25 protein-coding genes are annotated in these 22916 nt (G+C 69.9%); 11 read left to right on the top strand and 14 right to left on the bottom strand.

The window, feature by feature from the left end; translation table 11 throughout:
• Positions 1 to 12 precede the first annotated feature (12 nt).
• Both G5C66_RS24185 and G5C66_RS24180 read right to left on the bottom strand, forming a co-directional pair.
• Positions 13 to 249 (bottom strand): hypothetical protein, encoded by a 237-nt coding sequence (locus tag G5C66_RS24185; protein ID WP_165113995.1) that lies wholly within the window; start codon positions 247 to 249, stop codon positions 13 to 15.
• Positions 250 to 344: 95 nt separating this feature from the next.
• Positions 345 to 782, bottom strand: a complete 438-nt coding sequence (locus tag G5C66_RS24180) for a molybdenum cofactor biosynthesis protein MoaE (protein ID WP_165113993.1) — start codon at positions 780 to 782, stop codon at positions 345 to 347.
• A gap of 56 nt (positions 783 to 838) precedes the next feature.
• Here G5C66_RS24180 and G5C66_RS24175 point away from each other — a divergent pair, with 56 nt between their 5' ends.
• Positions 839 to 2173, top strand: a complete 1335-nt coding sequence (locus G5C66_RS24175; protein ID WP_165113991.1) for a zinc-dependent metalloprotease — start codon at positions 839 to 841, stop codon at positions 2171 to 2173.
• A complete protein-coding gene (locus G5C66_RS24170; RefSeq protein ID WP_338144301.1) occupies positions 2170 to 2709 on the top strand; it encodes an NUDIX hydrolase in 540 nt (179 codons plus the stop codon). The genes G5C66_RS24175 and G5C66_RS24170 overlap by 4 nt, the downstream gene beginning before the upstream one ends.
• On the opposite strand, the gene G5C66_RS24165 is transcribed toward G5C66_RS24170, so the two are convergent.
• On the bottom strand, positions 2706 to 3542 hold the full coding sequence (locus tag G5C66_RS24165) for a helix-turn-helix domain-containing protein (RefSeq protein ID WP_165113989.1): 837 nt from the start codon (positions 3540 to 3542) through the stop codon (positions 2706 to 2708). The two genes, G5C66_RS24170 and G5C66_RS24165, sit on opposite strands and share 4 nt — an antisense overlap.
• Positions 3543 to 3607: 65 nt before the next feature.
• Here G5C66_RS24165 and G5C66_RS24160 point away from each other — a divergent pair, with 65 nt between their 5' ends.
• Positions 3608 to 4240, top strand: a complete 633-nt coding sequence (locus G5C66_RS24160; protein WP_165113987.1) for a dihydrofolate reductase family protein — start codon at positions 3608 to 3610, stop codon at positions 4238 to 4240.
• On the opposite strand, the gene G5C66_RS24155 is transcribed toward G5C66_RS24160, so the two are convergent.
• On the bottom strand, positions 4174 to 4698 hold the full coding sequence (locus G5C66_RS24155) for a MarR family transcriptional regulator (RefSeq protein ID WP_165113985.1): 525 nt from the start codon (positions 4696 to 4698) through the stop codon (positions 4174 to 4176). The two genes, G5C66_RS24160 and G5C66_RS24155, sit on opposite strands and share 67 nt — an antisense overlap.
• A gap of 88 nt (positions 4699 to 4786) precedes the next feature.
• Here G5C66_RS24155 and G5C66_RS24150 point away from each other — a divergent pair, with 88 nt between their 5' ends.
• Both G5C66_RS24150 and G5C66_RS24145 read left to right on the top strand, forming a co-directional pair.
• Complete coding sequence (locus G5C66_RS24150; protein WP_165113983.1) at positions 4787 to 6616, top strand: FAD-binding protein; 1830 nt, start codon at positions 4787 to 4789, stop codon at positions 6614 to 6616.
• Positions 6613 to 7509: an LLM class flavin-dependent oxidoreductase gene (locus G5C66_RS24145; RefSeq protein WP_165113982.1), complete on the top strand. Its 897-nt coding sequence runs from the start codon at positions 6613 to 6615 to the stop codon at positions 7507 to 7509. Before G5C66_RS24150 ends, G5C66_RS24145 begins: the two co-directional genes overlap by 4 nt.
• Here the strand turns inward: G5C66_RS24145 and G5C66_RS24140 are convergent.
• Both G5C66_RS24140 and G5C66_RS24135 read right to left on the bottom strand, forming a co-directional pair.
• Complete coding sequence (locus tag G5C66_RS24140) at positions 7506 to 8042, bottom strand: M48 metallopeptidase family protein (protein ID WP_165113981.1); 537 nt, start codon at positions 8040 to 8042, stop codon at positions 7506 to 7508. The two genes, G5C66_RS24145 and G5C66_RS24140, sit on opposite strands and share 4 nt — an antisense overlap.
• An 11-nt stretch (positions 8043 to 8053) precedes the next feature.
• Positions 8054 to 9079: a PHP domain-containing protein gene (locus G5C66_RS24135; RefSeq protein WP_165113979.1), complete on the bottom strand. Its 1026-nt coding sequence runs from the start codon at positions 9077 to 9079 to the stop codon at positions 8054 to 8056.
• A 543-nt stretch (positions 9080 to 9622) separates the two neighbouring features.
• Here G5C66_RS24135 and G5C66_RS24130 point away from each other — a divergent pair.
• The 3 genes from G5C66_RS24130 to argS all read left to right on the top strand — a co-directional run bounded on the left by G5C66_RS24130 (position 9623) and on the right by argS (position 12766).
• Positions 9623 to 9781 (top strand): DUF5679 domain-containing protein, encoded by a 159-nt coding sequence (locus G5C66_RS24130; RefSeq protein WP_091051197.1) that lies wholly within the window; start codon positions 9623 to 9625, stop codon positions 9779 to 9781.
• Between the two features lie 354 nt (positions 9782 to 10135).
• A complete protein-coding gene (locus G5C66_RS24125) occupies positions 10136 to 10909 on the top strand; it encodes a hypothetical protein (protein ID WP_165113978.1) in 774 nt (257 codons plus the stop codon).
• A gap of 147 nt (positions 10910 to 11056) precedes the next feature.
• Positions 11057 to 12766, top strand: a complete 1710-nt coding sequence (gene argS / locus G5C66_RS24120; protein WP_206444509.1) for an arginine--tRNA ligase — start codon at positions 11057 to 11059, stop codon at positions 12764 to 12766.
• A 9-nt stretch (positions 12767 to 12775) separates the two neighbouring features.
• On the opposite strand, the gene G5C66_RS24115 is transcribed toward argS, so the two are convergent.
• The 3 genes from G5C66_RS24115 to G5C66_RS24105 all read right to left on the bottom strand — a co-directional run bounded on the left by G5C66_RS24115 (position 12776) and on the right by G5C66_RS24105 (position 14599).
• The gene (locus G5C66_RS24115) at positions 12776 to 12940 is read right to left on the bottom strand and encodes a hypothetical protein (protein WP_165113975.1); all 165 of its coding nucleotides are present in this window, start codon (positions 12938 to 12940) and stop codon (positions 12776 to 12778) included.
• Positions 12941 to 13019: 79 nt separating this feature from the next.
• Positions 13020 to 13502 carry a carboxymuconolactone decarboxylase family protein gene (locus G5C66_RS24110; RefSeq protein WP_165113974.1) on the bottom strand — a complete coding sequence of 161 codons (483 nt, stop codon included), beginning with the start codon at positions 13500 to 13502 and terminating at the stop codon, positions 13020 to 13022.
• Positions 13499 to 14599, bottom strand: a complete 1101-nt coding sequence (locus G5C66_RS24105; RefSeq protein ID WP_165113967.1) for an NAD(P)H-dependent amine dehydrogenase family protein — start codon at positions 14597 to 14599, stop codon at positions 13499 to 13501. The genes G5C66_RS24110 and G5C66_RS24105 overlap by 4 nt, the downstream gene beginning before the upstream one ends.
• A 102-nt stretch (positions 14600 to 14701) precedes the next feature.
• Here G5C66_RS24105 and G5C66_RS24100 point away from each other — a divergent pair, with 102 nt between their 5' ends.
• Positions 14702 to 16360 (top strand): GMC oxidoreductase, encoded by a 1659-nt coding sequence (locus tag G5C66_RS24100; RefSeq protein ID WP_165113964.1) that lies wholly within the window; start codon positions 14702 to 14704, stop codon positions 16358 to 16360.
• A 118-nt stretch (positions 16361 to 16478) separates the two neighbouring features.
• Here the strand turns inward: G5C66_RS24100 and G5C66_RS24095 are convergent, their stop codons facing one another.
• The 4 genes from G5C66_RS24095 to G5C66_RS24080 all read right to left on the bottom strand — a co-directional run bounded on the left by G5C66_RS24095 (position 16479) and on the right by G5C66_RS24080 (position 19620).
• Entirely contained in the window at positions 16479 to 16643 is a 165-nt protein-coding gene (locus tag G5C66_RS24095) for a hypothetical protein (protein ID WP_241248816.1), read from the bottom strand.
• A gap of 148 nt (positions 16644 to 16791) precedes the next feature.
• Positions 16792 to 17109 carry a WhiB family transcriptional regulator gene (locus G5C66_RS24090; protein WP_165113958.1) on the bottom strand — a complete coding sequence of 106 codons (318 nt, stop codon included), beginning with the start codon at positions 17107 to 17109 and terminating at the stop codon, positions 16792 to 16794.
• 104 nt (positions 17110 to 17213) lie between these two features.
• Complete coding sequence (locus tag G5C66_RS24085) at positions 17214 to 17429, bottom strand: hypothetical protein (RefSeq protein WP_165113955.1); 216 nt, start codon at positions 17427 to 17429, stop codon at positions 17214 to 17216.
• Positions 17430 to 17568: 139 nt separating this feature from the next.
• Complete coding sequence (locus G5C66_RS24080; protein WP_165113952.1) at positions 17569 to 19620, bottom strand: ATP-dependent DNA helicase UvrD2; 2052 nt, start codon at positions 19618 to 19620, stop codon at positions 17569 to 17571.
• 90 nt (positions 19621 to 19710) lie between these two features.
• Between G5C66_RS24080 and G5C66_RS24075 the strand changes: the two genes are divergently transcribed.
• Positions 19711 to 19956, top strand: a complete 246-nt coding sequence (locus G5C66_RS24075) for a mycoredoxin (RefSeq protein ID WP_165113950.1) — start codon at positions 19711 to 19713, stop codon at positions 19954 to 19956.
• A 12-nt stretch (positions 19957 to 19968) separates the two neighbouring features.
• Here G5C66_RS24075 and nudC read toward each other — a convergent pair whose 3' ends face one another.
• A complete protein-coding gene (gene nudC / locus G5C66_RS24070; RefSeq protein ID WP_165113948.1) occupies positions 19969 to 20880 on the bottom strand; it encodes an NAD(+) diphosphatase in 912 nt (303 codons plus the stop codon).
• A gap of 37 nt (positions 20881 to 20917) precedes the next feature.
• On the opposite strand from nudC, the gene G5C66_RS24065 reads away from it, so the two are divergent.
• Entirely contained in the window at positions 20918 to 22717 is a 1800-nt protein-coding gene (locus G5C66_RS24065; RefSeq protein ID WP_165113945.1) for a hypothetical protein, read from the top strand.
• The last annotated feature ends 199 nt before the right edge of the window (positions 22718 to 22916 follow it).

Here is a 22916-nt window from a genome sequence, read left to right as displayed (position 1 = left end):
GACCACCAGGAACTAAGAGGCATCGCGGTTGACGCGGACCGCGACGCCGGTCGACCTGTCGGGCGGCGGCTGGGGCGCGGCATACCTTCTCGAGCGCTCGCGGGTCTTCTCCTTCTCGAGCGCGATGCCGAGGCGGCGTACGACCTCTTCGCGGTCCTCCACCCGCCCCTCGCGGCCGAGGAACGCGACCCACCCCATCGCCAGCACGGTGATGACCGCCGACGGTACGAGCCAGAGCAGGATGTCCACGTACGAAAGCCTATTGGTGACCCCAACACCGCGCACCATGGCGCGCCGACCTCAGGAGCCGCCAGCGCTGCGCGAATTGCGAAGCAATCGCCATGTCACGGCGCGCCGACCCACTCATCCGTGCCGTCGGTGAAGACCTGGTGCTTCCAGATGGGCACCTCGGCCTTGAGGGTGTCGATGAGGTCGCGGGAGGCGGCGAAGGCCTCGCCACGGTGGCCGGAGGCGGTGGCGACGATGACGGCGATGTCGCCGATGTCGAGGTGGCCGGTGCGGTGGACTGCGGCGACACCCGCGACACCGTGGTCGGCGGCGACCTTCTCGGCGACCTCGGTCAGACGCGCGAGGGCGGTGGGATGGGCCTGGTAGTCGAGGCCGGTCACACCCTTGCCCCCGTCGTGGTCACGTACGCGGCCGACGAAGAGAGTCACCCCACCGGACGCGTCGTCGTCGAGAGCGTCCATCACCTCGGTGACATCGAGAGGGGTCTCCCGGATGTCGAGGAGCTTGACGGCGCCTTTCTTCGGTTCAGCCATGGGACCAGCCTAGTGCTTGCTGACGGTGGGCTTCCGTAACCGCGTAGGCTGGACACATGAGTCAGACCCCAGGTGGCCCCGACGAGCCGGAGGAGCCGGAGAACCCCTTCAAGGGCACGCCCTTCGAAGCGTTCTTCGGTGGGTTCCCCATCGGCGGAGTCGGTGGTGGCCCCGGCGGCATGCCTGACCTGAGCCAGATCTTCGGTCAGATCCAGTCGCTGCTACAGCCCTATGACGGCCCGCTGAACTGGGACGTCGCGATGGACCTCGCCCGGAAGGTCGCTGCATCGACGCCCGACCCGACGCCTTCTCAGAAGCAGAAGGACGCGGTCGCCGACGCGATCCAGCTGGCCGACCACTGGCTGGAGGACACCACCTCGTTCCCGGCCGGCGTGAAGTCCGCCACCGCCTGGTCCAAGGCGGAGTGGCTGGTCAACACCGTCGATGCGTGGAAGCCGCTGATCGAGCCGGTCGCGGCCTCGACCGCGGCCGCGATGAGCGGACAGCTCCCCGAGGACATGAAGGCGCAGATGGGCCCGATGATCGGGTTCGTCGGCAAGGCGATGGGCGCGTTGTACGCGAACCAGGCCGGCACCGGCCTCGGTCATCTCGCCGGCGAGGTCATCTCGGTCTCCGACATCGGCATCCCGCTGGCCGAGGCTGGCCAGGCCGCACTGCTCCCGGTCAACGTCGAGCCCTTCGCCGAGGGCCTCGGCGTCAGCACCGACGACGTGCTGCTCTACCTGGCCCTGCGCGAGGCGGCCCACCAGCGCCTCTTCGCCGGCGTGCCGTGGCTGCGTGACCACGTGGTCACCGCCGTCACCGACTACGCGCAGGGCGTGGAGCTCAACATGGAGGCCATGCAGCAGCGGATCGAGGAGCAGATGCGCGGCCTCGACCTCTCCGCGATGCAGGACCCCTCGCAGCTGCAGAACCTGTTCGAGGAGGGCATGTTCGAGGTGCCCGACTCGCAGGTGCAGAAGGCCGCCCTGGAGCGGCTCGAGATCGTGCTGGCGCTCGTGGAGGGCTGGGTCGACGAGGTCGTCGCCCTGGCCACCGCCGAGAAGATGCCGGTCGCGGGGCAGCTGCAGGAGGCCGTACGCCGCCGCCGTGCTGCCGGCGGTCCGGCCGAGCAGACCTTCGCGACCCTGGTCGGCCTCGAGCTCCGTCCGCGGCGTCTGCGCGATGCGGCCGCGCTGTGGGGCTCGCTGCGCACCCGGCAGGGCATCGAGGCCCGCGACGGCGTCTGGATGTCGCCGGCGCTGCTGCCGACCTCGGCGGATCTCGACGACCCGCTCGGCTTCCGCGAGGGTGCCGAGGCTCCCGATGTCGAGTCGATCGACTTCGACGCGGAGCTCAAGAAGCTGCTCGGCGGAGAATCCGAGGAGTGAGCCTTCACGCTGACGCGCTCGCAGCCCTGCGGGCGTGGGACGCTCCGTCGGCTCCGCAGGAGGCCTTGCGGCAGCGCTATGTCACCCACCTCGAGACCGAGCCGGCCGGGGTCTTCAAGTCGTGCGTCCCCGACCACCTGACGGCCTCGTGCGTCGTGCTCTCCGACGACGGCTCCTCGGTGCTGCTGACCCATCACCGCAAGGCGCGGCGCTGGTTCCAGTTCGGTGGTCATCTCGAGCAGGGCGACGCGACGCTGTGGGCGGCCGCCGCGCGCGAGCTGCGTGAGGAGTCCGGCGTGCCCGACCTGGAGCCGCTTCCAGGGCTGGTGCAGCTCTCCGAGCATCCGGTGCCCTTCTGCGCTCCGTCCGGGGACGTCCACCACCTCGATGTCCGCTTCATGGCGGTCGCTCCGACCGGTGTCGTTCCAGAGGTGAGCGAGGAGTCGCTGGACGTACGGTGGTGGCCGGTCGACGGCGTCCCCGATCCCGAGGACGACCTGATCGAGCTCATCAAGCTCGCGCAGGGGCGGCTCTAGCTCACACGCGAGCCGGCCGGGGTGGTCCCGAGCGCGGTGTGAGCGGTCGGGCGACGGCTGGCGGCGAGAGCGGCCGGAGGTTCACCGGCGTACCTGACGGTGTCTCGGGTCAGGTGGCTCTGGTCGGCGTACCCGTGGCGAGCCGCGACCTCGGCCACGGGCAGACGGCCGAGGTCGGCGGCGGCCCGCTCGAAACGTACGACGCCTGCGGCCGCCTTCGGGGTGAGCCCGACGGTGCGCTGGAAGCTGGTCGTGACGTAGCGGTGGCTCCAGCCGGTCTCCGCCACCAGGTCGCGGATGCGCGCCCGTCCCCCGGACCCGGTGATCCGGTCCCACAACCAGGACACCAGCGGGTCGGGCGGGTCGCCGGCTCGCGTCAGCAGGGCGGACTGGACCAGGTCGAACCGCTGCCGCCAGGTACCGGCCTCGGCGAGCTGCCCCGAGAACGACGTCCCGAGCTCGGGGACCAGGTCGTCGACCGCCACGACGCTGGCCGCGACCTCCCGGCCCGGGAGGCCGAGCAGCCGGGTGACGCCGAGCGGTGTCAGGTAGACCTGCACGCACGCATGGCTGCGGCCGGACCGGGTCGAGGCCGGTCCGGGCATGAAGCCGGAGAGGAACGATCCGTACGTCCCCTCCCCCTGCCCCGCGGCGACCTCGACGACCTCGAACGGGTCGCCGAAGGAGAGCACCAGCGGCAGCAGCGTCCCGGCGGGCTGGCGCCGCTCGAGTGGTGTGTCCGACTGCTCACGGAAACCGACGACACCCGCCACCAGGCCCTGCAGGCCGGGATGGGTGGGCAGACGTACGAGCTCGCGGGTCACACCCGTCATGGACCGATCATCGCCGGTCGATTTCTTTCAAGCCAGCGGATTCGGTCGAAGCGCAGGCTGAAGGCATGCGAAGACTTGCGATCGTGGAGTTCCTGAGCGTCGACGGAGTCATGCAGGGGCTGGGCTCCCCTGACGAGGACCGGGACGGTGGTTTCGAGCACGGCGGCTGGGGTGCGCCGTTCGGCGCGGCCCTCGGAGAGGTCCTCTCCCCCGACATCGGCGCGCAGACGTCTGCCTACCTGTTCGGTCGGCGGACCTACGAGAAGATGGCCGCCTTCTGGCCGAACCAGTCCGACACCGACCCGATGGCGGCGAGCCTCAACGCGACCCCGAAGTACGTCGCGACCCGCACGCTCCGCGACCTGGACTGGGCCGGCGCGACCGTGCTTGAGGGCGATGTCCTCGATGCGGTGGGCAGGCTCAAGGCCGACGGCTCGGGAGCCGTCGTCGTGCTCGGTAGCGGCGACCTCGTCCGTCAGCTGATGAGCGCCGGGCTGGTCGACGAGCTGCGGCTGTTCGTGCATCCGCTGCTGCTCGGCACCGGCAAGCGGCTCTTCGGCGACCTGCCCTCGCCGGGGTCGCTGCGGCTCGAGGACATCGCCTCGACGAGTCTCGGGACCGTGGCGCTCACCTACTCGGTGGGCCGGCCGGCCTCCTCGGACTCCCCCGTGACGAGCGCGCAGGCCTCAGCCGTGTGACCGGGCGCGGGGCCGGTCGCCTTGCTGAGCAGGCGGCGCAGCGTGGCGCGCTCGTCGCCGTCGAGCCGGCCCAGCAGGTCGTCCTCGGCGGCGTCGACGCGGCGGCACAGCTCGGCGACCGCTCGGGCGCCACGCTCGGTGGCGACGACCTGGCGCTGGCGACGATCTGCCGGGTTGGGGCGGCGCTCGACCAGACCGGCCTCGACGAGGTCGTCGACCAGATAGGTCATCACCGTCTTGTCGATGCCGAGGTCGCGGGCCAGCGCCAGCTGGCTGGGGTGGTCGCCGCCGACCACCGCACACATCGTCTGGTAGCCGCGCGCCCCGTGCGGGAAGTCGCCGATCGCGTCGGTGACCCGCCGACGGTAACCGCGCAGCAGCGCACCGAGGCCCCAGCCGAGGTCGTCGACGCCCGCGGCCTGTCCGGTCTCGGCCTGCGTTTCGGTTCTCGTGGTCACGGGAACATCCTAGCAAATCGTTCTGTTGAACCAATCGTCTGTGTCGCATACGATCTTGTGACGAACGATCTTTGGAGGAACGATCTCGATGACTCTCGAGCTGGGCGTTGTGCTCGACCCGGCGCTTCCACCCGCCACGATGGCGGCTCTCGCGCAGCGTGCCGAGGAGGCCGGTCTCGACATGGTGGTGACCAACCCCGGTGACCTGGACCCCTGGACCACCGCGACCTGGCTGCTGGGCAGCACCAAGTCCATCCCGATCGGCGTCGCGCTGGCGCCTGTCGCCACACCCGACCCGCGAGACCCGGAGGCCGGCTACCCGAGCGTCGCCGGCCGGGCCCGTGACAGCCTCGACCTGCTGGCCGGTGCGCGCCTGATCACCGACCCGAGCGCGTGGACGCTCGCCCCTGCCGATCCCTCGCCCGCCGACCTCGAGCGCGCGGCAGCGGCGAACCTCCCGGTGGTCGTCCCGGCCTCGACCGAGGCCGAGGTGGACCGGCTGGCTCGCCTGCTGATCGAGCACCGAGGTCCGCGGCCGACGGGGCCGCGGCGTACGTCCTCGGTGCGGGCGAAGCGGCTCCCGGGCATCGCCTACGACGAGGTGCCCGCCTCGCTCGCCGAGACGGCCGTCGAGCCCGGCGACCCGGCCTACCGGACGGTTCGCTCGACCTACCTGCGCGGCGGACGCCCCGGCCTCGTGCTGCGGCCGACGACCCCGCCCCAGGTGGCCGACGCGCTGGCCTTCGCCGACCGCCACCGGCATCTGCCGCTCGGCATCCGCAGCGGCGGACACGGCGTCAGCGGCCGGTCGACGAACAACGGCGGGCTGGTCATCGACGTGGGCGGGATGAACACGATCGAGGTCCTCGACACGGCCACGCGCCGCGTACGCATCGGGCCGGGGGCCACCTGGAAGCAGGTGGCGGCAGCACTGGATCCGTACGGCTGGGCGCTCGGCTCGGGCGACTACGGCGGCGTCGGGGTCGGTGGGCTCGCGACCGCGGGCGGGATCGGCTACCTCTCGCGCAAGCACGGTCTCACCATCGACCACCTGGTCGCCGTCGAGATGGTGCTCGCCGACGGGTCGATCGTGCGCGCCGACCGCGAGGAGAACCCCGACCTGTTCTGGGGCGTACGCGGGGCGGGCGCCAACCTGGGGGTCGTGACCGCGTTCGAGTTCGAGGTGTACGAGGTCGCCGAGGTCGGTTCCGCCCAGCTCACGCTGGTGGTCCCCGACATCGAGGAGGCGCTGCTCCGGTTCGGGGAGATGGCAGCCGAGGCACCGCGGGACACCACCGTCTTCCTGGTGACCGGTCGCCCGCGGCCGGAGGGCTCGGTGATCCAGCTCTACGGCCTGGTCGACTCACCGGACCCGGAGGTGATCGTGGAGCGGCTGACCCCGTTCGCCTCCCTCGGGGCGCTGGTGCAGCAGCAGGTGATCCTCGCCCACTACACCGACGTGATGAACCAGGCCCACGACATCGGCCCCGACGGCCACCACGGCCATGGCGAGCCGCACGCGCGCTCCGGGCTGATCCCGGGCCTGACCAGCGAGTTCGCTCGCGACGCAGCGCAGCTGCTGCGTACCGGCGACGTCTACTTCTTCCAGCTGCGCACCATGGGCGGCGCGATCGCCGACGTGGATCCCACCGCCACCGCCTTCGCCCACCGCAACGCCGCGTTCCAGATCACGGCGATGGGCGGGGGCACGGAAGCGCTGGATACGGCATGGTCTCTGGTGCAGCCCCATCTCGAGGGGCTCTACCTCAGCTTCGAGACCACCCGATCCCCCGAGCGGGTCGCGGACGCGTTCCCGCCCGCGACCCTGACCCGACTGCGCGAGCTCAAGCAGCGTTTCGACCCGACCAACCTGTTCCGCGACAACTTCAACATCGACCTTTCGGAGATGAACCGATGACCGACTACGGCCACGACCTGCTGTTCGGCACCTTCGTCACCCCGTCCGCCCAGTCCCCGCAGAAGGTGGTCGACCTCGCCGTCACCGCCGACCGCGCGGGCCTGGACCTGGTGACCTTCCAGGACCACCCCTACCAGCCCGCGTTCCTCGACACCTGGACCCTGATCTCGTACGCCGCCGCCCGCACCTCACGCGTCCACCTGGCCGGCAACGTCCACTCGCTCCCGCTGCGGCCGCCCGCGATGCTCGCCCGCGCCGTCGCCTCCCTCGACCGGCTCTCCGACGGCCGGATCGAGCTCGGCATCGGCGCCGGCGCGTTCTGGGACGGCATCGAGGCGATGGGCGGGCGGCGGCTCACCGCCGCTCAAGGCGTGACGGCGCTGCGCGAGGCGATCGGCATCATCCGCGAGGTCTGGGACGTCTCGACCCGCGGCGGCATCCACCTCGACGGCGAGTTCTACCAGGTCGACGGGGCCAAGCGCGGCCCCGAGCCGGCCCACGACGTCCCGATCTGGGTCGGCTCCTACAAGCCGAAGATGCTGGAGCTCACCGGAGCGTACGCCGACGGCTGGCTGCCGACGCTGGAGTACATCGAGGGCGGGCTGGACTCGGTGCCGGGCATCAACGGCCGCATCGACGAGGCGGCCGCCGCGGCCGGGCGATCGCCCGGTGACGTACGTCGCCTGCTCAACCTCATGAACGTCTCGTTCCAGCCCACCAGCCGGGCGCTCCTCAACGGACCGGTGGACCAGTGGGTCGAGGACCTCGCCGGGCTGGTCCTGGAGTACGGGTTCTCGACCTTCCTGATCGGCGGCGACGACCCCGCGGTGGCCGAGCGGTTCGCTGCCGAGGTCGCGCCGCAGGTGCGCGAGCTGGTCGCCCGGGAGCGCTAGTCGACGCCGTCGTCCTCCTCGCCCGGAGGGGCGGGGAGCTTGGCGGCGGCCGACCAGCCGGCCAGGTAGCCCTTGGCGCGCTCGGCCTGGGGGTAGCGGTCGACCCAGGCCCAGAAGGCGTCGTTGTGCTTGGCCTCGAAGAGGTGGGCGAGCTCGTGGACGAGCACGTAGTCGATGACCCAGCTCGGCATGCCGCGCAGCCGGTCGCTGAGCCGGATCGACCGGTCGCCAGGCGTGCAGGAGCCCCAGCGGCTGTTCTGGTTGTCGACCCAGCGGACCGAGTCCGGCTTGGCCAGACCGCCGAAGTACTGGTCGCTCAGGGCGGCCGAGCGCCGCATCAGGTCGTCGTCGCTGGGCTTGCGGCGCCGCTCGGCCTTCTCCAGCCGGGCGACCATCTGCTCGACCCATTCGGCCTCCTCCCGCTGCGACATCGCCGCGGGGATCATCACGATGATGCGGTCGCCGTCACGGTAGGCAGAGACCGTACGCCGACGCCGCTTGCTGCGCCGTACCTCGATCTCCGGGCCGTCCATAGGTCAAGAAACTACCTGTTCGCCCAGGCCAGCAGGCGGTCCCGCGGCCAGGTGTTGATGATCCGTTCCTCTTCGATACCCGCCGCTTCGGCTCGTTCGCAGCCCAGGACGAGGAAGTCGAGCTGCCCAGGAGCGTGTGCGTCCGAGTCGATCGAGAAGAGGCAACCGACGTCGCGAGCGAGCTCGAGAAGCTTGGTCGGCGGGTCCCTCCGCTCCGGCCTGGAGTTGATCTCGACCGCGACGCCGTGCTCCGCACAGGCCTCGAAGACCTTGCGCGCGTCGAACTGGCTGCCGGGCCGGGTGCCGCGGTTTCCGGTGACGAGCCGACCGGTGCAGTGACCGAGCACGTTCATCCGGGTCGTGGACACCGCGGTGACCATCCGCCGGGTCATCTGGTCCTTGTCCATCTTGAGCTTGGAGTGGACGCTGGCGACCCGGAGCTCGAGCTTGGCGAGCATCTCGTCGGTCTGGTCGAGGCTGCCGTCATCGAGGATGTCGACCTCGATCCCCTTCAGCAGGGTGAACCCGTGGCCGGCTAGGTGATCGTTGACCGCGTCGACCACGCCGAGCTGACGCTCCAGGCGGGCCGCGCTGAGCCCGTTGGCGACGGTCAGGCGCGGGCTGTGGTCGGTGAGCACGAGGTAGTCGTGGCCCAGCTCGATCGCGGTGAACGCCATCTCCTCGATCGGCGAGCCGCCGTCCGACCAGTCGGAGTGGCTGTGCAGGTCGCCCCGGAGCCTGCTCCGGAGCCTCTCTCCCGCACCGGCCTCGGTCAGCGGACCGCCGTGGACCCGCTCGGTGTCCTGCAGCCGCTGCGGCACCTCGCCGCGCGCGGCCTCGGTGATGACCTTGGCCGTGCTGGCGCCGACCCCGCTCAGCTCCGTCAGGGTGCCCTCGGCTGCCCGGCGGCGTACCTCGTCCTCGGGGATGGGCAGGATCGCCGCTGCCGCGGTGCGGAACGCCTTCACCTTGTAGGTGTCCTCGCGGCCGCGCTCGAGCAGGAAAGCGATCCGACGCAGGGCCGCTACGGGGGACAACGCCTCGCCTACCAAATCTTCCTCCAACTATTTTCTCCTCCACAGGCGGTGGAGAACGCTTTTCGCAGGTCACCGTCGTTATTCAACCGATCATTCCCCATCCGCTCACCCTGGTTACCCACAGGAACGGGCGTGTCTTCCACCGGCTTTCCCCAAGAAAAGCGGTGTTGTCCACATCTTGTCCACAAGGATCACGGAGTGGGACGTTGACGGGCTCCCACATCCTCTTTAAGTTCGATGTCAGTGGGACCCCCGGCGCCGCCGGACGGCCTTCGCAAGGGGAAGGCGAAGGACGATCCAGGCACCGGGGGTCCCTCCAATTTTCCCAGGCGACGCAACCGCGGCGAGGACCTTCGATGCGTCCTCGAAACCCCCGAATCGCCCGGTATGACGCCAACACGCCGACACTCGCTTGGTAGCCCATGTTGCCGCCGGGAGCGCCGTGTGTCGTAGGGTCGAGACGGCTCGTCATGACGAGCTTCCGACGGGCTTCCCTGACAACCCCGTCGCGACGACCAGTTACACATAGGCAAGGAGGCCGTCATGGCGGAGACCTGGAGCGGCGAGTTCTACTGCGTGAAGTGCAAGGAGAAGCGCGAGGCGACCGGTGAGATCCGGGTGAACGACAAGGGCACCAAGATGGCCAAGGCCGTCTGCCCCGTCTGCAGCACCAACCTCAACCGCATCTTGGGCAAGGCCTGAGCCTGCGACTCCGCGACGAAGGAGCGGAGCCGCAACGCGAAGGGATCGAGCGAGCGCAGCGGGTGAGCCTGCGAACCCGCGAAGCGGGTCGAGATCCACGCTTCCCGTAGCAGTGAGCCAGCGCAGCTCGAGACCCTACCAGCGCACAACTCGCGGCGGCGTCCCCGGCAAGCCCGGCGGCGCCGCTGCCACGTTTTGCCGAGGCGTCGGCCCCGCCGGCCGAAGCGTCAGCCCCGTCGGCCGAAGCGTCACCCGGGTGCCGACTCGACCGACGTAGGTGACGTCTCGGCAGTTATCCACAGGGCCTGTGGATTGTCGCTGCAGGAAATCTCGGGCGGTGTGAGACTCCCCGGCATGAGCAACCGCTACCGGATTCGGCCGGGGTATGTGGCCGTACGACGTGATGAGACCCGACTCCAGATCGGCATCGACCCGCCTCGGCGGGCGATCGTGCAGGACGGCGTGGAGGTACGCCGCCTGCTGACCGACCTCGCCGCCGGCCGCGCGGTCGAGCCCGACCACCTGCCCGGCCGGCATGCGATGCAGCAGCTCGGCAACGCCGGCCTGCTGGTCGACGCCGAGCGCAGCGAGCCGCCACCACGGATCGGCTTCGACGGACCTCCGGCGATGGTCTCCGCCGCTCGGGCGCTGATCGGACCGGACCTCGCCGCGCCGACCGCGCCGAACCTCGTCGTACTCCTCTCCGACGGGCCGCTGGACCGCGAGCGGACCGACGAGATGCTGCGCGTCGGCCGGGCTCACCTCGTCGTCGAGAGCGGCCCCGACACGTGGACGGTGGGCCCTTTGGTCGTCCCCGGCGTCACCGCGTGCCTGCGCTGTGTCGACGCGACCCTCGCTGAGGAGGACGACCGGCGCGCGGTGGTGGTGAGCCAGCTCGTCGGCAACGAGGTGCCCAGCGACGCGCTGCTGCAGTCGCTGGCGCTCTCCTGGGCCGTACGCGACGCCCGCACCTACCTCGCCGGGCGCACTCCCGCCTCGTGGTCGGCGTCGGTGATCCTCACCCGCGACGACAAGCCCACGGTCCGGCCGTGGCTGCGGCATCCCTACTGCGGCTGCGCCTGGGACCTGATCGCCTCGGCCAGGGCCGACGGGAGCGAACCGGCTTGACCGACGCCGACACGTCCAGGCACCCTTGCGGACATGGTCACGAAGAGCGCGCTGCGACGACGAGGCATGGGTCTCTGACCCCGCCTTCGCGTCAGCCTGCCCTCTTCACCCTCTAGGACCACTCTCGTGCACGAGCACACCCTCGCCCTGTCCGCACACCTCCAGGACGCCGTCGTCGCCTGCTTCGGCGAGTCCTTCGCCGGCATCGACCCCGAGCTGCGCCCGGCCACCCGGCCCGAGTTCGGGCACCTCCAGTCCAACCTCCCGCTGCGGCTGGCCGGCCCGCTCGGCCTGCCGCCGCGGGAGATCGGCGCCCGCCTCGTCGATGCCCTCGACATCTCGACAGGCTCGATACAGCGTCTCGGCGAGCTCGGCACCGTCGAGCTCGCCGGCGCCGGGTTCCTCAACCTCACCTGGTCCCCCGACGTCCTCGGCCGGGCCGTCGGCGGCCTGCTGACCGACCCGCACCTCGGCGTGCCCATCCCGGTGACCACGAAGCGGGTCGTCGTCGACTACTCCTCCCCCAACGTCGCCAAGCAGATGCACGTCGGCCACCTGCGCTCCACGGTCATCGGCGACGCCCTGGCCAGAGTGCTGGCCTACGCCGGCCACGACGTCGTGCGGCAGAACCATCTCGGCGACTGGGGCACACAGTTCGGCATGCTGGTCGAGGAGCTGCTCGGCGAGGATCTCGACGACCCGGCGGCCGTCGCCGACCTGGACATGAGCGAGCTGCTCGCGCTCTACCAGCGGGCGAAGGCACGCTTCGACGACGACGCGGACTTCGCCGACGCCGCCCGGCGCCGGGTGGTGGCGCTGCAGTCCGGCGACCCGGCCACGTTGGCTCTGTGGCAGGCGCTCGTCGACGCCTCGATGGCAGAGTTCGACGCCACCTACAGCCGACTCGGCGTACTCCTGACCGACGACGACTTCGACGGCGAGAGCCGCTACAACCCGCAGCTTCCGGGCGTCGTCGAGGACCTTCGGGCCCTGGGTCTGCTGACCGAGTCGGCCGGCGCCCAGGTCGTCTATCCCGACGCCTTCACCGGCCGGGACGGCGCGCCGCTGCCGCTGATCGTGCAGAAGGCCGACGGCGGGTTCGGGTACGCCGCGACCGATCTAGCCACGATCCGGCACCGCGTCGACGACCTGGCCGTCGACCGGGTCGTCTACGTCGTCGACCACCGGCAGAGCCAGCACTTCGAGATGGTCTTCGCGGTCGCTCGCGCCGCCGGCTGGCTGCCTGACTCCGTGGAGGTCCAGCACATCGGGTTCGGCACGGTGCTCGGCCCCGACGGCCGGCCATTCAAGACCCGGTCGGGCGAGACGGTCACGCTGACCGCGCTGCTGGACGCCGCCGAGGAGGCCGCCGCGTCCACCTATGCCACGCCCGAGGTCGTACGCATGGTCGCCAACGCCGCGGTGAAGTACGCGGACCTCTCCAACCACCTGGCACGCGACTACGTCTTCGACATCGCCCGGATGTCGGCCACCACCGGCGAGACCGGCCCGTACCTGCAGTACGCCCATGCGCGGGTGTGCAGCATCCTCGCGCAGGCACCGCAGCAGACGTACCACGTCCACACCCTGTCCCACGCGGCCGAACAGCGGCTCGCGCTGGAGCTGACCGGCTTCGCGCCGGTGGTCGCCAAGGTCGCCGACACCTTGGAGCCGCATCACCTCACGGCGTACCTCTACGGTCTGGCGACCGCGCTGACCGCGTTCTACGAGAACTGCCCCGTGCTCAAGGCGGAGGGCGAGGTCAGGCAGACCCGGCTCGCATTGTGCGAGGCGACCCGGCGAGTGCTGTCAGAGGGACTCAGGCTCCTCGGCATCGAGGCGCCACAACGGATGTAGCAGTGGGACTCAGGCCCACCAGTCGGAGTCGAGCTTGGCTTCCATGGAGCGTACGTGTCGGCGCGAGCAGGCCTCGCAGAACGACTTCGCACGCCCACGCTCAACCGCGGTGGTCCATGCGAGGAGGCGGTGTGGGTCGGCCTCGTAGCATCCGCAGAAATCGCAGGTCTTCATGGATCAACGATAGGTCGAAATCCTGCGGCTCCGAGGGCGCAACACCGAAATTCTGCATGACCTGGATGTCAGGCCCGTGTTACCTCTGGGAGGGCAGCATGCAGGCGCTGTCGAGGCCCAGGACGTGGTTGAGCCGGCCGAACGCGAGCCACGATCCGAGGCACATGCTCAGCTCGACGATCTCGGCGTCGGTGTAGTGGGCCGACATCCGGTCCCAGAAGGCCTGGTCGATGCCGTGGTGGTCGCTCGCGTAGCGTTCCGCGTACTCCGCGGCGAGCCGGGTGCGGTCGTCGAATGCGTCCGTCGTACGCCATTCCTCGACCGCCTCGGCGAAGGACTCCTCGACCTTCTCGCCGCCTCGCTCGGTGCGCCAGTCGAGGCAGAAGACGCACCCGTTGATCTGCGCGATCCGCAGCCGAGCGGCCTCGAACTCGCGCAGCCCGAGCGTGGTGTGCTCGTAGACCGCGAGCGAGAGGCCGGCCGCGGCCGGGCCGATCCCGGGGACCATCTCACCCCAGACGTACGCGATCGGGTCCTTGCCGTCGGGGACATCGATGATCATGCGGTCACACCTTCCTGGGCGGCCTTTGCCGCACCGAGCTTGCCGATCGCCGGGCGCAACGGGACGTCCAGCGCGTCGTAGAGGCCGGGAGCCGAGTCGACGAGCCACTCGATCGCACCGACGAGCCGCCCGACCGCCGTGGCATTGCCACCAGCCGCCCGGTTGCCGGACTGATCCGTCGCCTCGACCGTCACCTCGATCCGCGGGTCGCCCTCGATGACCACCCGGTGTGCGCCATCGCCGTCCGGCGGCGTCGGCCAGTGCGGGGCGCAGGAGGGATGGATACGGGTCACGTGCTCGACGACGATGAGCGGCTCGCCGCCGACGATCCCCTGGACCTCGAAGCGCACCGCCCCCTGGGTGCCCTTCTCGAAGTCACCCATCGACGTGGTGGTCACGGTCTCGTCCAGCGGCAGCCGCTCGACGGTCTCCCTGATCTCGTCCAGCTCGACCTCGAGTCCGCGGGCGATCAGCCGGACCTGGCCGCCCCACACCATGGTCGGCACGCTCTCCATGAGCATCGGGGCGTCGTAGTCCATCGGCTGGCCCATCCCGACCAGGTAGCGGACGGAGTCGGGCTGGTCGTAGGTGGAGTAGTCGAAGATCTCCTGGCACCGGACGACGTCCACGGTGCTGCCCAGGCCGCTGACCAGCAACGGCAGCACGTCGTTGGCCCACCCCGGGTCGACGCCGGACACGAACAGCGACCCGCCGCCCTCGGCGATCGCGGCGAGCACCGGCTCGCGCATCTCGGGCGGCGCGTTGCGCTGGTCGTACAGCGCGTAGAGGGCGGGCGTGACGACGACGGCTCCGGCCCCGAGCGCGCGGACGATGTCGGCGAGCGCGTCGTCCGGGCGGATGTCGCCGGACGCGGCGTACACGATCGCCTGCGGTCGTGCGGCGAGCACCGCGTCGATGTCGTCGGTGGCGGCAACCCCGAGATCACGGCCGAGTCCGCCGAGATCGCCCGCGTCCCGGCCGACCTTGGCGGGGTCGTGGACGAGCACACCGGTGAGCTCGAGTCGTGGATGTGCCTCGACCGCCCGGATGGCGAGCTGGCCGATGTTGCCCGTGCCCCACACGCATGCGGTGATCATGCGACCTCCCTGTTGCCCCGCTGAAGTTTGCGAAAACCGTGACACCCCCCTGGGGATACTAGAACATGTTCTAGCAATCAGTGATGGAAAAGGGAGGACATCATGAGCACCACGGAACGAGAAGACAGGCCATCGACCGGATCGCGGGGGCTGTCGCGCAGGGGTTTCATGCTCGGCGCGGGCTCACTGGCGGGCGTCGGAGTGCTGGGGGGAGCACTCGGCGCCGGCCCGACCTGGGCAGCAGCGGCGCCGTCGTCGATCGGCAACGGCGCGCAGGTGCCGGTGCTGGTCATCGGCACCGGGTACGGCGGCTCGGTCGCCGCCCTGCGACTGGCCCAGGCGGGCATCAACGTCCACATGGTCGAGATGGGCCAGGACTGGTCCACGGTCGCCCCGGGGCCGGACGGCAAGATCCACCCGAAGGTGACCAGCCCGGACTACCGCTCCTTCTGGATGCGTACCCGGACCAAACAGCCGCTCAGCAACTTCCTCGGGTTCCCCATCGACAAGGACGTCCCGAAGTACGCCGGCATCCTCGATGCCGAGGACTTCGCCGGCATCTCCGTCTACCAGGGGCGTGGCGTCGGCGGCGGCTCGCTCGTCAACGGCGGCATGGCCGTCACCCCGAAGCGCGCCAACTTCGCCAGCATCCTGCCTTCGGTGGATGCCGCCGAGATGTACGCCACCTACTACCCCCGTGCCAACGCCGCCCTCGGCGTCGGCCTGGTCGACCCCGACTGGTTCGAGCGGACCTCGTACTACCAGTACTCCCGCGTGGGCCGGAAGCACGCTCAGCGCTCGGGGTTCGCGTGGACGTTCGTGCCGGACGTGTACGACTGGGACTACATGGAGGCCGAGGACAACGGCAGCGTCCCCAAGTCGGCGCTGGCCCAGGAGATCCTCTACGGGAACAACTACGGCAAGAGGACCCTGCCGAAGACGTACCTCGCCCAGGCAGCTGCCACCGGGAAGGTCACGATCTCCTCCCTGCATCGGGCCACGTCGGTCCGGCCGGGGGCGGCGGGCGGTTACGACGTCGTCCTCGAGCAGATCAACACCGCCGGCGACGTGGTGACCACGAAGACGGTCAACGCGGGCAAGGTGTTCTTCGCCGCCGGCAGCGTCGGCACGAGCAAGCTGCTGGTGATGCTGAAGGCGACCGGCGCGCTGCCCGCGCTGAACAGCGAGGTCGGCCAGGGCTGGGGCGACAACGGCAACGTGATGGTCGGACGCGCCAACCACATGTGGGACCCGACCGGTGACGTCCAGTCGACGATCCCGTGCTCGGGCATCGACAACTGGGACGCCGGCGGCGCGTTCGCCGAGGTCGCACCGCTGCCGGCCGGCCTGGAGACGTTCGCATCCTTCTACCTGGCGATCACCAAGACCCAGCGCCGGGCCGCGTTCAGCTACAACTCGGCCACCGGCAAGGTCGACCTGTCGTGGCAGACCGCGTGGAAGCAGGACTCCATCACGATGGCGAAGACGATCTTCGACAAGATCAACAGGACGGAAGGGACGATCTACCGGACCGACCTGTTCGGCACCAACAAGATCTGGGGCGACCACCTGACCTACCACCCGCTGGGCGGTGCGGTCCTCAACAAGGCCACGGACAACTACGGCCGGCTGCACGGATACGACGGTCTGTACGTCATCGACGGCGCGCTCATCCCCGGCAACACGAGCGTCAACCCGTTCGTCACGATCACCGCCCTCGCGGAGCGGAACATCGAGCGGATCATCGCCACCGACCTCTGACCTGTCGGGCAGACGTCGGAACAGATGTAGGACCGGCCGGTCCGAGGGTTTCTCGGACCGGCCGGCCATCTTCCACACCCGCGATCAGAGGGGTGAGGTCTGGTGTCCCATGGGGGACTTACAGCGCGCGGGCAAGAGCCAGCTTCGCCTGGACGGCGGCTCGCTCGGCCTTGCGGCTCAGGCGAGCAGCCTTGACGAGGGCGTGGCCTCGTCGCAGTTCACGCGCCTCTCCCAGGCGCGCGGACATTTGCGCGCGCGCCAGGTCTTCGTAAAGCAAGTTCATCTGAGTGCTCCGTACTCGGTTGGTGTTCATGTCTGTGGGTTCTCCTGCTGGTCAGCGGGCTCCGGCGCCCATGGTCATCACGATCGTGTTCATTGCTGTCGCCCTTCGTCGTTGAAACGCTGATGGTGCTTCGGTGCTGTTCGGTCGATCAGGCGGCGTCCTTGCGGGGCCGGCCACGGGGCCGCTTGCGGGGGATCACCTTCCCCTGCAGGAGCAGCTGGCCGCCCCAGACGCCCCAGGGCTCACGCCGGTCGAGGGCGCCGGCGAGGCAGAGCGGCTGCACGGGGCAGGTCGCGCAGAGCGCCTTGGCGAACTCGACGTCGGCCGGAGACTCGGCGAACCACAGCTCTGGGTTGTTGGCCCGGCAGGGAAGCAGGTCTTCGTCGTAGCGGTTGGCGCGGTCGTGGAGTACGCCGAGAGTGGTCTCGACGGGCTCGACCACCGAGGGCTCGAGAGTGCTGGTCATATGTACACCTCCTTTGTGACTGATCGCGGGTTTTGAGAAACAGAAAGGCCGCGGATCCCGGGTTTCGGGTTCCGCGGCCTGGAGGCTGCTGTGACTACGTGGTTCTACGTAGCCGGACAGCTCCAGGCTCGAATCCCGTGGGACTTGACCTTGATGGCATCCGCCTGCGGGGACACGAGTCCCTTGACGCGCATGCCGTAACCGGCGCCCATAAAGGCACCGGCAGCCGGGGTGGCCCAGGTCGGGCTGGACAGCTCGGGGTGGCCGCACGCGGACATGGCGATGCCATTGATCGGCGTCTGAATCGTGTTGATCTTCACTGGGGCCACCTCCTTCGGGGCTGTCGGGCGCGCTCAACAGGCGCGCGGGCTTTACTTGATGAAAGAACAGTAACCGGCCGGGATGGTCGGCCGCAAACGATTAAACCAGTTGATTTCGAGGAATTTCTCTGAAGGGTTTTCAGGCATCAGCGGCGATCACGTCAAGGACTTCCGAGCCGTACGCCTCGACCTTGCCGCGGCCGATACCGGCGATGCGCTGCAGATCCTGGAGCGTGCTCGGCTTCTGCTCGGCGATCTGCTCCAGGGTGGCGTCGGTGAAGACCACGAACGCGGGCTTGCGGATCGCCTCGGCGGTCTCCTTGCGCCACTGCTTCAGCCGGCCGTAGAGTTCCTCGTCGTAGGGCGCGTCGCAGCCCTCGTGGCGGCCCAACCGCTTCTCGGCCGCCGAGCCGAGCGGACCGCCGCAGGCCTTGCACATCCGCGCCTTGCCGGAGCCGGGGCGCCGCGTCGGCGTGGTGGAGCGCGCAGGTCGCAGCGAGTCGAGGAAGCGGGACGGCCGGCGCCGGGCGGCCTGGCCCGGCTGGCGCGCCAGCGCCCAGGACAGGGTCAGGTCGACCCGCGCCCGGGTGAGGCCGACGTAGAGCAGCCGGCGCTCCTCCTCGATCTCGGCCGGGGTCGGCTCCTCGCCGCGCAGGATGAACGGCATCGTGCCGTCCTGGAGACCGACCAGGAACACCGAGTCCCACTCCAGTCCCTTGGCCGCGTGGAAGGTCGCCAGGGTCACTCCCGAGGGCACCGGCGCGTGCTGCTCGGCGGCGCGGCGGTCGAGCTCGGCGACGAGGCCGGCCAGGTCGCCGCCGGCCGCCGCGAAGGCGCGGGCCTGGTCGATCAGCGCCTGCCACGACTCCCAGCGGTCGCGGGTCTGGCCGCGGCCGTCGGGCGGCTCCGAGGTCCAGCCCATCCCGGCCAGGATCCCGTGGACCGACTCCAGCAGCTCGTCGCCGATCACGGCGCCCTGGCCGCCGCGCGCGGCGCCCCGGATTCGGGTCACCGCCTCGCGGACCTCGGGCCGGTCGAAGAACCTGGCGGCGCCGCGTACGACATAAGGGATCCGGCGCGCGGTCAGGGCGTCCTCGTAGGCCTCCGACTGGGCGTTGATCCGGAACAGGATCGCCATCTCGTTGTAGGGCTTGCCGGACTGGTGCAGGCGCAGGATCTCCGCGGCGACGCCCTCGGCCTCGGCGACCTCGTCGGGCTGCTCGACGTGCTCGACGGCCGGTCCGGCTTCGCGCTGCGCCTGCAGCTGGACACCGGCGCTGGGAGTGCCTTCGAGGATCCGGTTGGCCACCTTCACCACCTGCGGTGAGGAGCGGTAGTTGCGGACCAGTTCCACCGAGGTGGCCCCGGGGTGCTTCTTCGGGAAGTCGCGCAGGTAGGTCGCGTCGGCGCCGGCGAAGGTGTAGATCGTCTGAGCGGGGTCACCGACCACGCAGATCTCGTTGCGTCCGCCCAGCCACAGGTCGAGCAGCGCCGACTGGAGCGGCGAGACGTCCTGGAACTCGTCGACGGTGAACCACTTGTATTGCCGCCTGACCTGCGCCGCGACCCGCTCGTCGTGCTCGAGGAGCCCGGCGGTCAGCAGCAGCACGTCCTCCATGTCCATGCGCGCCTGGGTGTGCTTGACGTCCTCGTAGGCGGCGTAGATGTGTCCCACCATCGACGGCGTCAGCCCGCCTACCTCCCGGCCGCGGGCCTCGGCCGACTTCGGGTAGTCGTCGGGGTGGACGTTGGAGACCTTCGACCACTCGATCTCCGAGGCCAGGTCGCGCGCCTGGGCCTGGTCGACGTTGATCCGCTGGCGCTGGGCGGCCGCGCGGATGAGCGGGATCTTCGACTCGGTCAGGGTGGGCAGCTCGGTGCCGTAGACCTTGGGCCAGAAGAACCGCAGCTGCCGCAGCGCAGCCGAGTGGAACGTACGCGCCTGGACCGCGCCGGCGCCCATCGCGCGCAGCCGCTGCCGCATCTCCCCTGCCGCCCGGGTGGTGAAGGTGACCGCGAGGACCTCCTGCGGCGCGTAGACGCCGGTGGCGACGCCGTAGGCGATCCGGTGGGTGATCGCCCGGGTCTTGCCCGTCCCGGCACCCGCCAGCACCCGGACCGGACCGCGCAGCGCCTCGGCCACCCGTCGTTGCTCGGGGTCGAGAGCGGCGAGGAGGGACTCGGGGGTCATGGGTGGGAAGAACTCCTCGGGGTGGGATCGTTATGGGCTGCGGGTCAACACTATTGGCTCGCACCGACAGTTCAGATGAGGAGAGTCCCGATGAGCAGCTTCACCATGTACACCACCCCCTGGTGCGGATACTGCCAGCGGCTCAAGGGACAGCTCGGCCGCGAGGGCATCACCTTCGACGAGGTCGACATCGAGCAGGTCCCCGAAGCCGCCCAGATCGTCGAGCAGGTCAACGACGGCAACCAGACCGTCCCCACGCTCGTCTACTCCGACGGCACCGCGATGACCAACCCGTCGATCGCTCAGGTCAAGGCGAAGATCGCCGAGCTGGCCTGATCCCTCCTCGGGTCACCACGACCCGGGCAGCTCGCCGCCGTACCAGGCCTCGACCAGCGACCGGCTGATCGAGATGCCGCTGGGCAGCTTGATCTCGCCACTCTCCGCGACCGCGGCGAGCTCGGCACGGGTGAACCAGCGCGCCTCGCGGATCTCGTCCTCGTCGACCGTGATCTCGGTCGACGTCGCGCGCGCGAAGAAACCGAGCATCAGGCTCGCCGGCAGCGGCCAGGGCTGGTTGCCGAAGTAGTCGACCTGCCCGACACGTACGCCGACCTCCTCGGCGACCTCCCGACGGACCGCGTCGTCGAGCGACTCCCCCGGCTCGACGAAGCCGGCGAGCGTGGAGAAGTTGGGCGCGGGCCAGCGGGTGTGGTTGCCGAGCAGGCAACGCTCCTCGGCGGTCCCGGGCTCTCCCGAGGTCACCAGCATGATCACCGCGGGGTCGGTGCGCGGGAAGGTCAGGTGGCCCTCGGCACAGGCCAGCTCGTGACCGGCCGCGCGAGGCATCAAGGCGCCGCCGCACCGCGCGCAGAACCGAGTCGCCCGGTGCCACTCGGCCATGCCGATCGCATGCATCAGGAAGCTCGCCTCGGTCGTGTCGGCGAGCAGCGCCGGGAAGAGTCCACGCAGGTCGCGCCAGGTCGCGCCGGCCTCCTCGCGACCGGTGAGCACCGCGAACCTGGCGCCGTCGGCGGTGTCGCCCAGGAGCAGCCGGATCCCCTCCGGAGAGGAATCCGGCGTACGCCACCTCACCCCTGTCTCCCCCTCCGGCTCGACTCTGTTGCCCGCGACCACGAGGACCCTCGTGGTCTCCTCGGACCAAGCCTTCTCGACCCAGCCGTCGTCGGCACGCAGATGGCCGGAGCGGTCGTGAGGATCCTGGGTGATTCGCAGATGGATGGGCAGCTTCGGGGAGTCCACCCGTCAGAGCCTATGAGGTGGGTATATGTTCCGCGGCGTGGATCGGTTATGGCGCATCGCCGCTGTCGTCTCCGTCGTGGTCGCGCTCGCGGTCAACGTCTACATCGCCTGGGGCTCGAACCTCTCGTTCATGTACGACGAGATCGGCACCGTCATCCATGGACGCACCGTTCTCGGACTCGACTCGCCACAGCTCAACACCCCCGGCTACTACCCCGGCTGGGGCGTGCTGCTGGCGCCGTTGTGGCTGATCACCTCCAACGTCTTCACCTTCTACCAGCTGGCGATCGTCGTCGGCCTGGCGATCAGCATGCTCACGATCTGGCCCCTGGCGCGTGTCGCCGTTCGGCTCAGTGGCGTCACCCCGGCGCAGGGTGTGGTCGCCGGCGCCATCGTGACCGCCCTGCCGCCGCGCGCGATCCAGGCCGACTACGTCCTCTCCGAGCGGCTGATCACGCTCCTCGTCGTCGTGGCGACCCTGGTCGCGTTCCGGGTCTGGGACCGGCCGAGCTATCGCGGCGTACTCCTGCTCAGCCTGCTCACCGGCCTCGCACTCTTCTCCCACGCCCGGATGCAGGTCTTCGTCGCCGCGGTCGCGCTGTGGCTGATCTTCTTCCTCGTACGCAAGCGGCAGGTCGCCCTGGTCGGGCTGGTCGCCACCGGCGTGCTCGCGGTGGTGGCCAACAAGGCCGCGCTCTGGTTCCACGCCCAGCTGGTGCCGTGGAAGTTCATCCAGGCGCAGGGCTTCTTCGAGGAGGTCTCGCAGGCCAACCCGCGGTTCTGGGTCAACACCTTCGCCGGCGAGGCCTGGACGCAGATGGTCGGCAGCTTCGGCGTCGTGGTCGTCGGCCTGGTCGTGGTGACCGCGATGTCCTGGAAGGAGCTCCGCTCGCGGCAGGTGGGGCCGGCTGGGTTCGTGCTGATCGCGGCCGGCTCCATGTATGTCCTGAGCTGCCTGAACTGGGGCAACGAGTACTCGCTGTTCACCATGGAGTGGCGGCGCTTCGACTACTGGATCTATGGGCGGTACATCGATCCGGTCTTCGCGGTCCTCGTGCTGGCCGGGGTGTGCGCGGCGATCCAGGCCGTACGCTCCCGCGCGGTCTTCGTCTGGACCTGGGTGATCGTCGCCGGGATCTCGCTGGTGACCATCCTCGTCGTCGCGCCCGACGCACCCACCTGGGCCTACACCACCCCCGCGCACATCCCGGGCGCGATCCCGTGGTGGTGGGCGCTTCCGGACGGACAGTTCCCTCAGCCCGGACCGATCCCGTCGTTCACCAACGACAACCGCTTCTGGCTGATCGCGACGCTGTGCGCCCTCGTGCCGCTGGCGATCTGGACCCTCCTCTCGGCCCTTCCGCTACGCCGGCTGGGGCCCGAGCTGGCCGACCGGGTGCGTGCCGTGGTCGTCACCGCACTCGTCCTGGTCGTCGGCACCGCCGGCTCGGCCGTCGCCGACGTGGCCTCCGACAGGTTCCACGACCGCTTCGACCACGCCGGCCCGATCGTGGACGACCTGCGCTCGATCCTCGCCGAGCACCCCGACGCGGTCGTCGCCTACGACAAGAACTGCCCCCGTCGCCCTTCGGCGATGAACTCCGAGCGCAACTGGCTGATGTGGTGGATGCTCCCCACGATCGTCGAGCGCGAGTGGGAGTGGGGCGACGACATCGTCTTCTCGTGCCCAAACGGCGAACCGGCGTACGTCACCGGCGCGGTGATGCTGCGCGAGCGGCCGTTCCCGTATGCGACTGTCTGGATCCTTCCTGGCGATCTGCTCGACTCGCTGCGGGAGTCCGGGGAACTGCCGGAGGTTGCTCGGACGGTGCAGTGAACTTTGGCTGAGGTGGGCCGCGGGACACTCGCTCCACGGGAGGTAGACGCTCCACCGCGAACGAAAATTCATTCACCCGCGGCGGCCGAACGAATTTTCATTCACCCTGCCCCGCCGAACGAATTTTCGTTCACCCCGCCATTCCAACTGGTCCTCTCGGCGCGAACGAAAATTCGTTCGCCACCGATCCCAAGCCCCT

This window comes from Nocardioides turkmenicus, from assembly GCF_011045035.1.
Classification (GTDB): Bacteria; Actinomycetota; Actinomycetes; order Propionibacteriales; family Nocardioidaceae; genus Nocardioides; species Nocardioides turkmenicus.
This window is presented reverse-complemented; position numbering and strand designations above follow the sequence as displayed.

Bases quoted from the DNA above. Each gene is read 5' to 3' on its own strand.
- G5C66_RS24125 (WP_165113978.1), top strand. From the start codon at position 10,136: ATGAGCAACCGCTACCGGATTCGGCCGGGGTATGTGGCCGTACGACGT.
- G5C66_RS24175 (WP_165113991.1), top strand. From the start codon at position 839: ATGAGTCAGACCCCAGGTGGCCCCGACGAGCCGGAGGAGCCGGAGAAC.
- G5C66_RS24080 (WP_165113952.1), bottom strand. From the start codon at position 19,620: ATGACCCCCGAGTCCCTCCTCGCCGCTCTCGACCCCGAGCAACGACGG.
- G5C66_RS24160 (WP_165113987.1), top strand. From the start codon at position 3,608: ATGCGAAGACTTGCGATCGTGGAGTTCCTGAGCGTCGACGGAGTCATG.
- G5C66_RS24145 (WP_165113982.1), top strand. From the start codon at position 6,613: ATGACCGACTACGGCCACGACCTGCTGTTCGGCACCTTCGTCACCCCG.
- G5C66_RS24105 (WP_165113967.1), bottom strand. From the start codon at position 14,599: ATGATCACCGCATGCGTGTGGGGCACGGGCAACATCGGCCAGCTCGCC.
- G5C66_RS24165 (WP_165113989.1), bottom strand. From the start codon at position 3,542: ATGACGGGTGTGACCCGCGAGCTCGTACGTCTGCCCACCCATCCCGGC.
- G5C66_RS24090 (WP_165113958.1), bottom strand. From the start codon at position 17,109: ATGACCAGCACTCTCGAGCCCTCGGTGGTCGAGCCCGTCGAGACCACT.
- G5C66_RS24075 (WP_165113950.1), top strand. From the start codon at position 19,711: ATGAGCAGCTTCACCATGTACACCACCCCCTGGTGCGGATACTGCCAG.
- G5C66_RS24100 (WP_165113964.1), top strand. From the start codon at position 14,702: ATGAGCACCACGGAACGAGAAGACAGGCCATCGACCGGATCGCGGGGG.
- G5C66_RS24095 (WP_241248816.1), bottom strand. From the start codon at position 16,643: ATGAACTTGCTTTACGAAGACCTGGCGCGCGCGCAAATGTCCGCGCGC.
- G5C66_RS24130 (WP_091051197.1), top strand. From the start codon at position 9,623: ATGGCGGAGACCTGGAGCGGCGAGTTCTACTGCGTGAAGTGCAAGGAG.
- G5C66_RS24180 (WP_165113993.1), bottom strand. From the start codon at position 782: ATGGCTGAACCGAAGAAAGGCGCCGTCAAGCTCCTCGACATCCGGGAG.
- G5C66_RS24150 (WP_165113983.1), top strand. From the start codon at position 4,787: ATGACTCTCGAGCTGGGCGTTGTGCTCGACCCGGCGCTTCCACCCGCC.
- G5C66_RS24140 (WP_165113981.1), bottom strand. From the start codon at position 8,042: ATGGACGGCCCGGAGATCGAGGTACGGCGCAGCAAGCGGCGTCGGCGT.
- G5C66_RS24110 (WP_165113974.1), bottom strand. From the start codon at position 13,502: ATGATCATCGATGTCCCCGACGGCAAGGACCCGATCGCGTACGTCTGG.
- G5C66_RS24115 (WP_165113975.1), bottom strand. From the start codon at position 12,940: ATGAAGACCTGCGATTTCTGCGGATGCTACGAGGCCGACCCACACCGC.